The organism is Paenibacillus sp. strain BS8-2, assembly GCF_054483835.1.
In genome coordinates, this window is record NZ_CM137010.1 from 5192298 (window position 1) to 5204554 (window position 12257).

The 12257-nt window shown below is 49.2% G+C and carries 13 protein-coding genes and 1 other annotated feature; of the genes, 1 reads left to right on the forward strand and 12 read right to left on the reverse strand.

Annotated elements, in window-relative coordinates; genetic code table 11:
- Positions 1 to 86: 86 nt before the first annotated feature.
- The 3 genes from ACX1C1_RS22715 to lspA form a co-directional block, all read right to left on the reverse strand.
- Positions 87 to 1322, reverse strand: coding sequence for an LL-diaminopimelate aminotransferase (locus tag ACX1C1_RS22715; protein WP_458954402.1), 1236 nt, complete (start codon positions 1320 to 1322; stop codon positions 87 to 89).
- A 107-nt stretch (positions 1323 to 1429) separates the two neighbouring features.
- Positions 1430 to 2389 (reverse strand): RluA family pseudouridine synthase, encoded by a 960-nt coding sequence (locus ACX1C1_RS22720; RefSeq protein ID WP_458954403.1) that lies wholly within the window; start codon positions 2387 to 2389, stop codon positions 1430 to 1432.
- Positions 2367 to 2894, reverse strand: coding sequence for a signal peptidase II (gene lspA / locus ACX1C1_RS22725; protein ID WP_458954404.1), 528 nt, complete (start codon positions 2892 to 2894; stop codon positions 2367 to 2369). The genes ACX1C1_RS22720 and lspA overlap by 23 nt, the downstream gene beginning before the upstream one ends.
- A 288-nt stretch (positions 2895 to 3182) precedes the next feature.
- On the opposite strand from lspA, the gene ACX1C1_RS22730 reads away from it, so the two are divergent.
- The gene (locus tag ACX1C1_RS22730; protein ID WP_458954405.1) at positions 3183 to 3920 is read left to right on the forward strand and encodes a TraR/DksA C4-type zinc finger protein; all 738 of its coding nucleotides are present in this window, start codon (positions 3183 to 3185) and stop codon (positions 3918 to 3920) included.
- A gap of 45 nt (positions 3921 to 3965) precedes the next feature.
- On the opposite strand, the gene ACX1C1_RS22735 is transcribed toward ACX1C1_RS22730, so the two are convergent.
- The 9 genes from ACX1C1_RS22735 to ACX1C1_RS22775 form a co-directional block, all read right to left on the reverse strand.
- Positions 3966 to 4376: a DUF5665 domain-containing protein gene (locus ACX1C1_RS22735; RefSeq protein WP_458954406.1), complete on the reverse strand. Its 411-nt coding sequence runs from the start codon at positions 4374 to 4376 to the stop codon at positions 3966 to 3968.
- Positions 4377 to 4461: 85 nt separating this feature from the next.
- Positions 4462 to 7560 (reverse strand): isoleucine--tRNA ligase, encoded by a 3099-nt coding sequence (gene ileS / locus ACX1C1_RS22740; protein WP_458954407.1) that lies wholly within the window; start codon positions 7558 to 7560, stop codon positions 4462 to 4464.
- A 45-nt stretch (positions 7561 to 7605) separates the two neighbouring features.
- Positions 7606 to 7907 (reverse strand) — a binding site (T-box leader).
- A gap of 133 nt (positions 7908 to 8040) precedes the next feature.
- Positions 8041 to 8538: a DivIVA domain-containing protein gene (locus ACX1C1_RS22745; protein ID WP_458954408.1), complete on the reverse strand. Its 498-nt coding sequence runs from the start codon at positions 8536 to 8538 to the stop codon at positions 8041 to 8043.
- A 94-nt stretch (positions 8539 to 8632) separates the two neighbouring features.
- Entirely contained in the window at positions 8633 to 9415 is a 783-nt protein-coding gene (locus tag ACX1C1_RS22750; protein ID WP_458954409.1) for a YlmH family RNA-binding protein, read from the reverse strand.
- A 10-nt stretch (positions 9416 to 9425) separates the two neighbouring features.
- Positions 9426 to 9695, reverse strand: a complete 270-nt coding sequence (locus ACX1C1_RS22755; protein WP_458957770.1) for a YggT family protein — start codon at positions 9693 to 9695, stop codon at positions 9426 to 9428.
- A gap of 22 nt (positions 9696 to 9717) precedes the next feature.
- Entirely contained in the window at positions 9718 to 10197 is a 480-nt protein-coding gene (locus ACX1C1_RS22760; RefSeq protein WP_458954410.1) for a cell division protein SepF, read from the reverse strand.
- Positions 10197 to 10907 (reverse strand): YggS family pyridoxal phosphate-dependent enzyme, encoded by a 711-nt coding sequence (locus ACX1C1_RS22765; RefSeq protein ID WP_458954411.1) that lies wholly within the window; start codon positions 10905 to 10907, stop codon positions 10197 to 10199. The genes ACX1C1_RS22760 and ACX1C1_RS22765 overlap by 1 nt, the downstream gene beginning before the upstream one ends.
- A 9-nt stretch (positions 10908 to 10916) precedes the next feature.
- Positions 10917 to 11777: a peptidoglycan editing factor PgeF gene (gene pgeF / locus ACX1C1_RS22770; protein WP_458954412.1), complete on the reverse strand. Its 861-nt coding sequence runs from the start codon at positions 11775 to 11777 to the stop codon at positions 10917 to 10919.
- A 76-nt stretch (positions 11778 to 11853) separates the two neighbouring features.
- Positions 11854 to 12135 (reverse strand): YlmC/YmxH family sporulation protein, encoded by a 282-nt coding sequence (locus ACX1C1_RS22775; RefSeq protein ID WP_458954413.1) that lies wholly within the window; start codon positions 12133 to 12135, stop codon positions 11854 to 11856.
- Between the last annotated feature and the right edge of the window lie 122 nt (positions 12136 to 12257).

Sequence of the window (12257 nt, forward strand, 5' to 3'; positions counted from 1 at the left end):
TTTGTCGAATGATGTATGTTTCTACTTATAGTGTTGGTTCAATTCCGCAGCCTATACAAGGGTAGCGATGGTAATTCGATATATTATTACAGGCTGAGCTTGCGAATACGCTCTACTGCTTTCTCCGTGTTCTCGCGGCTGCCGAATGCCGTCAAACGGAAGTATCCTTGACCGCTTTGTCCGAAGCCGACGCCAGGCGTACCTACAATGTTGGCTTCCGACAACAGCTTGTCGAAGAAGCTCCAAGAATCCATACCCTTAGGTGTCTTGAGCCAGATATAAGGCGCATTTACGCCGCCGAACACTTCAAGACCGAGGGAAGCCAAACCTTCGCGGATAATACTTGCATTCGTCATGTAGTAATCAACAAGATCTGCGATTTGTGCTTTGCCTTCTGGCGAGTAGATCGCTTCAGCACCGCGTTGAGTCACGTATGATACACCATTGAATTTCGTGGTGTGACGACGATTCCACAGATCGTTGATAATAACAGAGTTGCCTGCGGCATCCAAACCTTTGAGACCACGTGGAACAACTGTATAAGCGCAACGCACGCCGGTAAATCCTGCAGTCTTGGAGAAGCTGCGGAATTCGATTGCAACTTCCTTCGCGCCTTCCACTTCATAGATGCTGTGTGGAACGTCTTTTTCTTGTATAAACGATTCGTACGCAGAATCGAACAAGATGAGACAGTTGTTCTCGCGTGCGTAATCTACCCATACCTTCAGCTCGTCCTTCGTTAACGTCATGCCTGTTGGATTGTTCGGGTAGCAAAGGTAGATCAAATCTACTTTGCGATCAGGAAGTGCAGGTTTGAAGTTATTTTCAGCCGTGCACTCCAGATAAACGATGTTCTCATAACGTTTCGTTTCTTGATTGTATTTGCCAGAACGGCCAGCCATAACATTGGTGTCCACATATACGGGGTATACAGGATCTTGTACGGCAATAATGCTGTTCTCGCTGAAGATTTCTTGAATGTTGCCTACATCGCATTTGGAACCGTCGGATACAAACACTTCGTTCGCTGCAATGTCAATGCCGAGCGCCTTGTAGTCGTTCTCAATGATCGCGTTGATCAAGAAGTCGTAGCCTTGCTCTGGGCCGTAACCGCGGAACGATCCCGGCTGTGCAAGCTCGTCCACAGCATTATGCATGGCTTTAATGACGGATTCAGGCAAGCCGCGCGTTACGTCGCCAATACCCAAACTGATAATTTCAGCATTTGGATTCTCTTGAATAAATTTCGTACGGCGTTTCGCGATTTCAGAAAATAAATAGCTGCCTTGCAGCTCCAAGTAGTTTTGGTTAATGGAAGTCACTTATGGTCACCTGTCCTTGTATCAAATTTGTTGCAATTAACATAAGAATAGCGCACTTCTGCAACAAGCATAATGCAGAATATGCGCAAAAGTTTGCACTTATCGGTTTAGCGATGACGCAGGCTCTCCAGCACATGCTCCAAATCGTCTGGAAGCGGCGCTCCGAACTGAAGCCTTTCTCCTGTCCGGGGATGAGTAAAGCCTAGTACCGCAGCATGCAGCGCCTGCCCATTCAAGGCAACCGTTTTGTTGCGTCCATATACAGGATCCCCAGCAAGCGGATAACCGATGTATTTCATGTGGACGCGAATTTGATGAGTGCGTCCGGTCTCCAGCTGAAGCTCCAATAACGAATAATCGCCGCCGATACGCTCCATGACGATAAAGTGGGTTATTGCTTTTTTGCTGTTCCGATCCGTAACGGCAAAGAGCTTGCGATCCGCGCTATCCCGTCCGATAGGCGCGTCGATCGTACCTTGATCATGAGGTAAATTTCCATGAACGAGTGCGATATATTTGCGTGTTACGCTGTGTTCCTTCAGTTGTTCCGCCAAGGAAATATGAGCCAAATCATTTTTGGCAGCCATCAATAATCCAGTGGTATCTTTGTCAATACGGTGGACGATACCCGGTCTCAACAAGCCATTAATCCCGCTTAAATCCTTGCAATGATAAATTAACGCGTTTACGACTGTACCAGACGAATGACCTGGCGCGGGATGCACAACCATCCCTCGAGGCTTATTGATGACGATGACATCACGATCCTCATAAACAATCTCAAGCGGGATATTCTCAGGCAGAATATCTGCTTCCTGCGCCTCCGGAATCGCAAGCTCGATCAGATCGCTTTCGCTGGTTTTGTAATTGGCTTTGACTGCCCGACCGTTAACGGTCACCGCACCATCCTTGATCCAATCCTGGACTTGTGTTCTGGATATTCCGCTAGCGCCAGATTGTTCCAGCTGATCAACGATAAATTTATCGATGCGCTCGCCGGTTTGTTCTTGCTGGATGCTCCATTCTAACGTGTCTTCACTTCGATCAAGATACGGGTTGCTGTTCATGTTGGTCAGACTCCTTGCTGTTCTCTTGCATCATTTTTTTCTTTTCGTCCCTGGCACTGAGCAACGTATCGAGCAGAATTAGACCTACACCGATCACAATTCCAGAATCCGCAACGTTAAAGATCGGGAACGTATAGTCGCCAAAGTTGAATTTAAAGAAATCGACCACTTCGCCAAAACGTACACGGTCGATGAAGTTACCGACAGCTCCGCCAAGTACTAATGCTAGTCCCGTTAACAGGATAGCTTTGCCGGTTTTGCGCATGAGCTGGATATACACAATTAATCCAATCAGGATGACACTTGTAATAATGATAAAAAATGTTTGTTGTTCCTGCAGAATACCAAAGGCAGCTCCGCGATTCCGATGTGAGGTAATGACGAAGAAGTTACCAATCACGCTGATTTCCTCGGCAATTTCCATCTTGGTAGCGATCATTTTTTTGGTAATAAAATCGACTACAAGCACAATCACTGCCAGCAAATAATAATAGAAAGCACGCATTTGATCACTCCTATTGAGGGTTTAAAATTTGTATGTATACAGACAAGCCTGTTGCCGCTTCACATAGTGTAGCACAGCAGATGTCTTCGAGCCAAGGTGAAACGGCTACGCCTTCCTTTGACGCCGGGGCGCGTTTCATCTTTACGAATCCGCTCTTCCATGCATGTCCATATTGAAAACAGCCGCAGCGGCGAAAACTACGAAGGAACAATTTCAATCAGCAGTCATGACGCATGTATAAGACCAAACCTAAGTCTTCACCACAGAAGCAAAGGACGGTGCGACCTTATGATTTCTTCCTTAACGCATTCGCAGCTTGAGCTGCTCAAATCAAGATTACAGGATGAGTATGCTAACATCTCGTCCCGATTAGAGCAAAACGACAACTTCGGCAGACATCAGTCCATGCGCGACGAATCAGGAGAACTTTCTTCCCTTGATAATCATCCTGGCGACTTTGCCACCGAGATGTACGAACGTGAAAAGGATCTCGCCCTTTTGGCTCAGGAGGAGCTTCAGTTAAGAAATATTGAAGCTGCGTTTGACGCAATGAACAAGGGCAGCTACGGATTGTGCGCGGCATGTGGTCATGCCATTCCGTTTGAACGACTCAATGCCGCGCCCGACAGCTTGTATTGCGTTGACCATGCCATCCGACAATCTGTTGCCAGCGATCGTCCCGTCGAAGAGCAATTTCTTGCTCATCCCTTTGGTCGATCAAGTAAAGACGAGCAAGACTATAACGGCTTCGACGGAGAAGATGCCTGGCAAATTGTGGAGAGCTGGGGCAATTCGGATTCTCCAGCAATGTCCGAGAATCGTGACGCAGCCGATTACGGTCATCTTGCAATCGAAGCCGATGAACATGACGGGTTTGTGGAGTCCCTCGAAAGCTTCTTGGCCACGGACATTACCGGACGCCATGTCTCCATTGTGCGCAATAGCGAGTATGACCGCTACATGCACAGTACCGAAGGCGACAATGGCCTTCAATATGACGATCAGTTTGATGAGGAAGAATATTAATCGGCTGTATTAGCAACATCAACGTTCATCGACGACTTAATATTCTCAATATTGTTTACCTTCAAGCTGGATTTGAACGATCTTCACGATATCCGCGATGTAATCACCAATGATAGGCAGATTGAGTGCTCCGAGAATTCGGAGCACATACAAGATCGTGGCAGCAAAAAAAGTAAATCCAATCGCGATGCCGATGCCTCTTGCGGTGCCAGCGAGCAAATTACGCCAGATCAGCTTCAAGGGTTTGTTAAGCAAATCGACATAATCCGCAATGTGGGTGCGTTCCATTTCGGATGCAATATGCTCTAGTCGTTTATCAACAACCTCCAGAGATCGTTGCAGCAGGGTTATGTCTTTCGGGTCGCGATCTTCATGATCCACGGATGTGTCATTTTCATTCGTATGTAGATCATTGTTTTTTTCTGTCCACTTCCCATTGTCCTTCTTCATTCTCATGGTCACATGCCACCTCCGTTACAGAACGAGCAAAGCCCGCTGCGCCACCATGGCGGCAAGCGGGCTTCTCATCATTACTATAACCTTAACCCTTGATGAAAATGCCAATTTCTTTTTCGCCAAGTGTTACTCGTTCCATGCCTTCCATTACCCCGAAATCGATGGACTGAAGCAGAACGTTGTCGCTCAGCACATTCTCGAAAGTCTCAAGCGCAGAACGAAGCTCCGCATCGACAGCCAATACAAGCTCAATCCGTTTCTCAATCGGCAAATCCTGTTTCTTGCGTGTATCTTGAACGGCGCGAATCACTTCGCGCACCCAGCCTTCTTGCTCAAGCTCAGGCGTGATATCGGTATTCAGCGCAACAGTAACGCCGCTGTCAGATGCAGAAGCAAAGCCGCTTTTCGCTTGTTTCTCGACCAGCAATTCATCCAGCGCGATATTAAGCGTCTCGCCTTCGCTTGTCGTGAACGAATATCCGCCGCCATTCACGATAGCTCGTGTTTCGTCACTCGACATCGACTTCAGAGCCGCTTGGATCGGCCCTACATTTTTGCCGTACTTTTTGCCCGCTACCTTGAGATTAAGCTTCAAAGTAAAGTCAACGAAGCCGCTGTCGGATGTTTGAACGATGATCGACTTCACGTTAATTTCGTCCTTGATAATTGCTTCGTAATCGGCAATCGTGAAATCGCGATCAAGCGAGACGATCAGCTCTGATAGCGGTTGGCGCGTCTTGATCGAGGTTTCGTTACGCACATTGCGTGCAAGCTCAACGATACCTTTGGCGCTGTCCATATCCCGCTCAAGAGTCGCATCGATAAGCGCGTTGTCAGCAACCGGGAATTCGGCCAGATGAACGCTGCCTTCGCCGCCCAAATTACGATAGACATCATCTGCAAGAAGCGGCGCGTACGGCGCGATCAGACGGGACAAAGTCAACAGGACATCGCGCAGCGTCGAGTACGCGGCTACCTTGTCTGCCGAGAGACCGCTGCCCCAGAAGCGATCGCGAGAACGACGGATATACCAGTTGCTGAGTTCGTCAACAAAGTTTTCGATCGCTTTGGCCGGATTAAGGAAATCGTTAACCTCAAGTCCCTTTGTTACATTGGCGATCAAGCTGTTGAGTCTCGACGTAATCCAGCGGTCAAGTTTGTTATTCGATTGTCCCTCTGCCCCTTGATGTTCTGCCGGGTCAAATCCGTCGATTGACGCATAAAGCGCGTAGAAAGCGTGTGTGTTCACGATGGTGTCGATCACTTTCGACTTGGCTTCGCCTACGATACCGCGGGAGAATCGTTTGCTGTTCCAAGGCGCGCTATCCGCAAGCAATGCCCAACGGAAAGCATCCGTGCCGTATTCGTTGATGATTTCCCAAGGATCGATGACGTTCCCCTTCGACTTAGACATCTTCTGACCATTCTCGTCCAGAATATGACCAGTGGAAATAACTGCCTTATACGGTGCTTTGCCGTTATAGAGCGTCGATACGGCTAATAAGCTGAAGAACCAACCACGAGTTTGGTCGATGCCTTCACAGATAATATCAGCAGGATATTGATCTTCAAATGTTTGCTCATCGCCGAACGGGTGATGCTGCTGTGCGAACGGCATTGAGCCGCTGTCGAACCAAACGTCGATTACTTCTGGTGTGCGGCGCATGACAGCACCTTCAGCGAATGGCGACTTCAGCAGGATTTCGTCCACGTAAGGTTTGTGCAGCTCGATATCGGCAGGCACTTCGCCGACAGCACGAGCGCGCAGGTCTGCAATACTATCTGGCGCGTATTGTTGCCCGGTCGCTTCGCATACCCATACGTTAAGCGGCGTTCCCCAATAACGATTGCGGCTGATATTCCAATCCACAAGATCTTCGAGAAACTTGCCAAAACGACCTTCGCGGATATGACCCGGATACCAGTCAACACCGGCGTTGTTCGCGATAAGCTGTTCCTTGACTGCCGTCGTTTCGATAAACCAGCTCTCCGTAGCATAATAGAGCAGCGGCGATTTGCAACGCCAGCAGAACGGATAGCTATGCTCGTAACGCTCCTTGGAGTAGAGCAGTCCTTTTTCGCTCAGCATCTTGACGATATCAACGTCACAATCTTTGACGAAACGTCCAGCAAGGTCTGTTACTTCGTCCACATAACGACCAGCATTGTTGACAACGCTCAGCATGCTGATTCCATTCGCGCGTGCTACCTTGTAATCGTCTTCGCCGTGAGCTGGCGCGATATGAACAATACCCGTACCACTTGCGTCGCTAACGAACTCGCCAGGGATAATGACATGCCCTTTGTCGATCGGCACATAACGGAATGGCGGCTCGTAAGCCAGTCCTACCAGCTCCGAACCTTTGAGCGTCGACAACACTTCATAATTTTCTTTGAACACGGATTCCGCAAGCGCGGCAGCTACGATGTATACCTCGCCGTCTTTGGATGCACGAACGTAGTCGAGCTCCGGATTTACAGCTAACGCTACGTTTGCTGGAAGCGTCCAAGGTGTTGTTGTCCATGCAAGCACGAATTCTCCGGAATCATGCAGCTTAAACTTCGCTGTTGCACTTAAGTCTTTAACATCCTCGTACCCTTGTGCAACCTCGTGCGAACTTAGCGTCGTTTGGCAGCAAGGACAATACGGGCTGACCCGGTGACCGCGGTAAAGCAGTCCTTTCTTATGAATGGTGGACAGGATATGCCACACACTTTCAATGTATTCGTTTTTGAGCGTAATATACGGATTATCCAGATCGGTCCAATACGCGATCGCTTCCGTCAGCTCGCGCCATTGCCGTTCGTACTCAAATACGCTGTCCTTACATTTCTTCACGAACGCTTCCACGCCATAATTCTCGATTTCTTGTTTACCCGAGATGCCGAGCTGCTTCTCAACACCGAGCTCTACCGGCAACCCGTGCGTATCCCACCCCGCTTTGCGAACAACGCGGTATCCTGCCATCGTTTTGTAACGGCAAATAAAATCCTTGATTACGCGACCCAGCACATGCCCGATATGCGGTGCACCGTTTGCGGTAGGAGGTCCTTCGTAGAATACGAAGTTAGGTCTGCCCTCTCTATTCTCAATCGATTTCTTGAACGTATCTTCATCTCTCCATTGCGCCAGAACTCGCAGCTCCCGGCTGCGCGCGCGTTCCTTGACATCTACGCGTTGCATCTCTCAACAACTCCCTCTAGAAAATAAAATAAACCCCGCCCCTGTAGAAGGGACGAGGTTAACTCGCGATACCACCCTTGTTCCGCATACGCTGCGTTCTCCTTGAAGGAGATACTCGGTCGTCCATTGGACAACCAGCGACTGCGACACCTTGTCTGCGAACCAAACGACGATTCGCGGCCCTTGTAACGGAGGACTTGCCGTCGACGCTTACAACCGCTATGTGCGGGTTAGGCGGCGCTTCTCGGAGAGGATATTCGGTATCGGCTCAAACACCGGACTTGCAGCAATCGCCGGCTCTCTGTGGATTGATTCCGCTACGTACTCGTTCTCGTCATTGAAGTTATAACCATCTTATGTTTGAATCTTTAGTTAAGTTATAACGAATTCTTGCTCGAATGTCAAACGGAAGATGGATCTTGCAGCCCCATAAAGACGAAATCCGCTTAATTGGATTTCCTACTTTATTGAAGCACTCCCTTACCCGCGAAGAAGCTCTCGCTCCGGATCACGTCCCGCCGAATCAAGCGAGTCCCAGCCATCATGACCCAAAAGCTCCAGCTGTGCTTCCACAAGCGTACGGAAACGTGCACGGTAGATCGAAGCTTGTTTCTTGAGCTCTTCTACTTCGAGCGCGACCTTACGAGATTTGTTGAGCGAATCATTAACGATTCGATCCGCGTTTTTCTCCGCTTCCTTGATGATTAGCTGCGCTTCCTTCTTCGCGTTGTTACGCACCTCATCGGCTGCTTCTTGCGCGACGATAATGGTTTTGCTCAGCGTTTCTTCGATATTGGAGAAGTGATTCAGCTTTTCTTGCAAGTTAAGCATTTGATTCTGAATTTCCTTATTCTCACGGATAAGCGATTCATAGTCCTTTATCACTTGATCTAGGAATTCATTTACTTCGTCTTCGTCGTATCCCCGCAATCTGCGAGAAAACTCCTTGTTATGTATGTCCAATGGCGTAAGCGGCATTGGAGCACCTCCCTATGAATGATGAGTGATACCATACACCCGTTGCTGATTGACTGAAAGATTCGACAGCAACACGACGATTTCCTGCATCGTTCTAAATAAATTTACCGATTTTCACGCGAATTCTGCCTTTTTTTGTCACGCCGTCAGCTTCAAGGACTTTGAATCTTCCCAAACCTTTAAACGAGATCACGTCGCCCTCTTTCAATTGTTCAGAGGGATCCTCTTCTGTCTTCCAGTTGACTCGGCATCGTCCCGCCTTGATGGGATCCACGATCTTCGATCGGCTGACCCGGTAAACATCACTGGCAATACCGTCCAATCGCATCGAAGCAACCGTTAAGCTAATCTCTTCAAGCTTGACTTTGATGGCACGGAGCTCGTCTAGTGGCAAAATATCGGTTAACACGGATAAACGATGCACCTGCCGCAGATGTATATTCAAATAATCGGCTATTTCTCCCGTAACGATGATATGTGCGTCAGATTCGTGGACATGAATATCCCCTATCCTGTCCCGCTTGATACCAAGCCCTAACAAAGCGCCAAGAAAATCCCCATGGTCAAGCTCCAACTGACCGCCTCCCGGAGCATTAACGGCAAGCACAGCAATATCCGCAGGCTCGTGGTCCAAGCTGCGGTAATGGGGTCCAATGATCGCTCGCCGGCGCTCCGCTTCCTCGTAGCCTCCGTCCAGACGGATCGTGACATCGGGATTGCGGTTGGCGAGACTTAACAAGATGTGAGCTTGGCGCGGGTCCAAAAAATCGGTCCGCTTCAGCTCATGCAGCTGCGCGGACCGCTCGACCCATTCCGCAGCCCGATCTACAAATGCCTTCTCGTCGGGGTGGAAATGTTCATATATGGTTGGTTTCATGACCATGCTCTTAATCCATTCCGAGCAGGAACATCACGACGGCAATCAAGCCGCGCGTCACGAAATTTAGTGCCAATAATGCAATAATCGGCGATAAATCAAGTACGCCGCCAATCGGAGGTATGAATTTGCGGAAGATGCCGATGTATGGCTCTACGATTCTTCCGAGAAACTGTCCGATTGAGCTTTCCCTTGCATTCGGGAACCAGGACAGCAATACGTATCCGATTATGAGATAACTATAAATCTCAAGTGCAGTGCTAATAAACTGAATAATCATGATTTTAAATTCCAACCCAAGGTCACCTCATTCTAGTGTAATCGTTCTCTTCAGCAAGCATTTCTGTGATGGCTCCTTGAATTTCTACCGAATCCGGCGTGCACAAGAAAATATTCGGTCCTAGCTTGGAGATGCTGCCACTTAAAGCGTATACTGTACCGCTTAAGAAATCAACAATTCGCAGCGCCAGATCGCTGCGGACGCGCTGCAGATTGACGATGACCGCTCTTCGCGAACGAAGATGATCCGCGATCTCTTGCGCCTCGTCATATGAACGCGGTTCGCTCAGTACGACTCGTACATTTTTCTGGGAATGAATGCTGACAACGTTGCTTCCTCCACCTGCTGCCACGCCGGCAGAGCCGTTCCTATTGTTTCTACGTGTCTCGAATGGTGAGGTTTCAGGTTCTTGTTCCTCATTCTGAACAACCCGTTCTCTCTCCACGACTTCTTCTTCCTCTTGCAGTCCGAGAAAATTCATGAATCGATTCATCACGCTCATTATTCATCCTCCTCTTTTCCTACTAGAATACTACCCAGTCGGATCCACGTTGCACCTTCCTCGATCGCTACCTCGAAGTCGCCGGACATCCCCATGGACAAATGAACGAAGTCTGTGCCTACGACCTTTGAAGCCTGCGCTTCATCTCGCAATTCCCGCAATCTACGAAATACAGGTCTGGTCGCTTCGGCCTCCGACTCGTAAGGCGCCATTGTCATGAGACCAATTGGTTTAATCGTTGGGTATTCGCGCAACGATTCCAGGAAGGGATGCAGCTCATCAGGCTCGATCCCATGCTTGCTATCCTCTCCGGATACATTCACTTGTACGAAACAAGGCACTTGCAAGCCTTGACGTTCAGCTTGCTTGTGAATCGCCTCTGCAAGCGTGAGCCTGTCCAGCGAATGGATGTAATCGAATTTGCCGATGACATCCTTTGCCTTGCGGCTTTGCAGTGAACCGATAAAATGCCATACCGGCTGACTGCCTGAAGCTCCCTTGTTGCTGAGCGCTTGCCACTTGGCTTCGGCATCCTGCCAGCGATTCTCGCCTAAATGACGGAGGCCGCCCTCATACGCTTCTGCGGTGCGATCGAGGGATACATATTTGGTTACGGCAACGATATTAACTTCATTCCTGTCTCGTCCAGAACGAAGACACGCCGCCTCGATACTCCGTTCTACCTGCTGTATACGATCCTGTATGGACATATCTGACAATCACCTTTCCGCCATGCCGATCCAACTGGCCATTCGACCAGTCTTGCCGCCTTCCATCCGGTGTGAGAAAAAGAGATCACCCTCACATCCCGTACACCATTTGCTTATTTCGATACAACTCGTCAAAATTCCTGCTTTTATCATAATCTGTCGGTTTATTTCTTTCAAGTCGATCTTCGCCTTATCCCCTGACTCCCGTACCATACAGGCTGCAGAGGTTGCTTCATCGAGACCTAACTCACCGATAATGCGCTCGATCTCCGTGATTACAACTCCGTCGACCTCATAACAACAACCGCCGATTGCCGGACCGATCGCAGCAAGCACCCGCTCTGGATGTGTCCCGTATGCTTCTGACATGCTTCGTATTGTCGCATCGGCAATCCCTGCTACAGTCCCTCTCCAACCCGCATGCGCCAGCGCAACAGCATCATTCTCGGGATCATAGAAGTAGAGGGGCACACAGTCCGCATAGAAGGAAGTGAGCAAAATACCCCTTACATTCGTCATGATTGCATCGCAGCCACCGATTGTATCCTTCATGGATAAGCGGCCTCGACCACGCTCATCCTCATTCACTCGATGAACGGCTGCTCCGTGGATTTGTTCGGCACTGGTCCATGCCTCGAACGGCCAACCGATCGCTTCTGTCACTCTGCGGCGATTCTCGATGACGTCCTCGGCTGCATCCGCAACATGAAGCCCGATATTTAGACTGTCCCACGGGGCAGAGCTCGCGCCTCCGCCACGCCCCGTGAACCCGGCCGTTAATCCATTTCCTTGTATCATCCAATCGGACAACAAAAAAAGCGAAGGCTCCTTCGCTGTGGTTTCCTTCCGTTTAAACGGTTCCAACCTCATCACCTCTAACGAACAGACATTAGGCCTGTCGCATATTCTCTTTGCGTCTTCGGCCTGTTTCTACCAGTTTATACGCTCACGTACGCGCATGCAAATCATCTTCGTCTCCACGAATCGCTTTTGCCTCATCCATTCGCACGAGCACGACATCCGCACCTATTTTCACGATGTTGCGCCATGGTATAACCACTTCTGTTCCGCCGTTGCCAAAAAAACCAAACACCTTAGTCACTTGCGGTACAACGATCGAATCAATTCGACCTTGGCGCAAGTCTAGCTCAAGATCGCTTATATGGCCCAATTTTTTCCCATCGACAATGTTGATAACATCTTTGGCTTGAAAATCCGAAATCTTCATCCACGCTCACCACTCTTCCCGCGGGATTAGTCTATCGACTCGAGCTTTCGCCCAGGCCTCTCCTATAGTATATGAGCCAATTGCCCATTATGTACGACCCGACTTGAAAAGTGACCAAACAA

What these genes read in the sequence shown, in the direction of transcription:
- ACX1C1_RS22750 (WP_458954409.1), bottom strand. Translation starts at nt 9,415, where the DNA reads ATGAAACCAACCATATATGAACATTTCCACCCCGACGAGAAGGCATTT.
- ACX1C1_RS22775 (WP_458954413.1), bottom strand. Translation starts at nt 12,135, where the DNA reads ATGAAGATTTCGGATTTTCAAGCCAAAGATGTTATCAACATTGTCGAT.
- ACX1C1_RS22745 (WP_458954408.1), bottom strand. Translation starts at nt 8,538, where the DNA reads ATGCCGCTTACGCCATTGGACATACATAACAAGGAGTTTTCTCGCAGA.
- ACX1C1_RS22735 (WP_458954406.1), bottom strand. Translation starts at nt 4,376, where the DNA reads ATGAGAATGAAGAAGGACAATGGGAAGTGGACAGAAAAAAACAATGAT.
- ACX1C1_RS22760 (WP_458954410.1), bottom strand. Translation starts at nt 10,197, where the DNA reads ATGAGCGTGATGAATCGATTCATGAATTTTCTCGGACTGCAAGAGGAA.
- ACX1C1_RS22720 (WP_458954403.1), bottom strand. Translation starts at nt 2,389, where the DNA reads ATGAACAGCAACCCGTATCTTGATCGAAGTGAAGACACGTTAGAATGG.
- lspA (WP_458954404.1), bottom strand. Translation starts at nt 2,894, where the DNA reads ATGCGTGCTTTCTATTATTATTTGCTGGCAGTGATTGTGCTTGTAGTC.
- ACX1C1_RS22755 (WP_458957770.1), bottom strand. Translation starts at nt 9,695, where the DNA reads ATGATTATTCAGTTTATTAGCACTGCACTTGAGATTTATAGTTATCTC.
- ileS (WP_458954407.1), bottom strand. Translation starts at nt 7,560, where the DNA reads ATGCAACGCGTAGATGTCAAGGAACGCGCGCGCAGCCGGGAGCTGCGA.
- pgeF (WP_458954412.1), bottom strand. Translation starts at nt 11,777, where the DNA reads ATGAGGTTGGAACCGTTTAAACGGAAGGAAACCACAGCGAAGGAGCCT.
- ACX1C1_RS22765 (WP_458954411.1), bottom strand. Translation starts at nt 10,907, where the DNA reads ATGTCCATACAGGATCGTATACAGCAGGTAGAACGGAGTATCGAGGCG.
- ACX1C1_RS22730 (WP_458954405.1), top strand. Translation starts at nt 3,183, where the DNA reads ATGATTTCTTCCTTAACGCATTCGCAGCTTGAGCTGCTCAAATCAAGA.